Here is a 1,431-nt window from a genome sequence, read left to right on the forward strand (position 1 = left end):
GTCCTATTAATATTCTTTATCGGTAAATAGTATTTTATGTTGAACCAAATTCACGTTTTTTAATATCCGCCAATCAAAGTATTTTTTACTCTAAATAAGCTCCGTCATGAAACTCTCAACTCTAAAAACAAACTTGTTTTTAACTAGATGCATCGTCATCACCTCAATGTTTATAACATTTAACTGTATTTCATCAAATGTTGTAGGACAGGAATTGAAATTTCAAACCCCGTCTCCGCTTAGCACAAAAAAAGAGAAGGCAGATAAAAAAATCACTATCCAGTTTACCTTGGAAAAAGCAACAAAAGACACCAAAATTTCCTATAAAGTCCTGAAGGATAAAAGTTCGGCCATTGACAGGGACTATACTTTGGCAGATGGTGAAGTAACCGTCAAATCTGCAGACAAATACAAGGATGAGGTCGAAGTCACCATCAAAGCACAGAAATTTACTGAAGCCCTGCGTGAGCTTTACATCAATTTCACCTATAAAGATGACAAGGGTAAAGACCAGTCTACGGAATTCGTAGTAAATATTTTTGACGCCAATGACGGAAGTGCGGATGAACCCCAATACACTGCGAGTGAGGAAGAAAAAACTAGACATGTTGGAATAGAATTTTACACCGGAGGCAGCCTGGATTTCTATAACAATCTGAAATTTCAAAAAATCAGCGGTGAGCTTTTCATATACGCAAATGATATTACTGGTCCGGATGACCGACTAGGCGGCTTCCTGGGAATCGCAAACTTCCAGAATTTTACACGCGATTCCTCAAACGTGAATGTCAGGCCTCAGTACATACAAATAGATACTGGTAAATACATACCAGGCAAAACTAAATACCGGAGAAACATTTTCATAGATCATTTGAAAGTACATACCAGTCAATGGAGTTACTACTTCAACCCAACTTTCAGACTTAACAATAACAGGAGCGATTTCTTTAATATATATTTATCATTTAGAATGGAAGCTTTGGTAGTATCAACCACAAGAAGTTTTGATACCGACACCCTACCTAGCGACACCTCCGCTCTTGCGTTAACAGACCCTGTATTTCAGTCTGGAAAAGGTTTCTTATTACAGAATACTACTGATACCCAAACAAGTGGATACTTCAGTTTTGGACTCCCAATGTTTTTAAATGCGAAAAACAAAGTCAAAATTTATCTTGATCCTAACCTGGGAGTTGCTAACTACAATTTAGCATACTATAGGCCTAGGGAGGGTCAGAGGGGTATGATAAAAAATGTGCTCTCTGAAAAGAAAGCATTCTATCTAGTAAGGGCGCGTATAAGCGAACAGTATTCCGGCTTGGGCGTGACCATTGGTGGAGAAATCAGAGGTTTTTTAAAGGATTATGCACCCAGTATTAATGCCTACTTAGGAATTAAAGCAAATATTGCTGGGCTTTTCAGCAAGAACTA

At 37.9% G+C, this 1,431-nt stretch carries 1 protein-coding gene; it reads left to right on the forward strand.

All coding sequences use genetic code 11. The features are described from left to right. Positions 1–106: 106 nt before the first annotated feature. Positions 107–1,431, forward strand: a 1,325-nt coding sequence (locus tag AC1DG9_RS27010) for a hypothetical protein (RefSeq protein ID WP_172662697.1), incomplete at its 3' end; no start/stop codon positions are given.

This window comes from Pedobacter sp. 05L430, assembly GCF_056397585.1.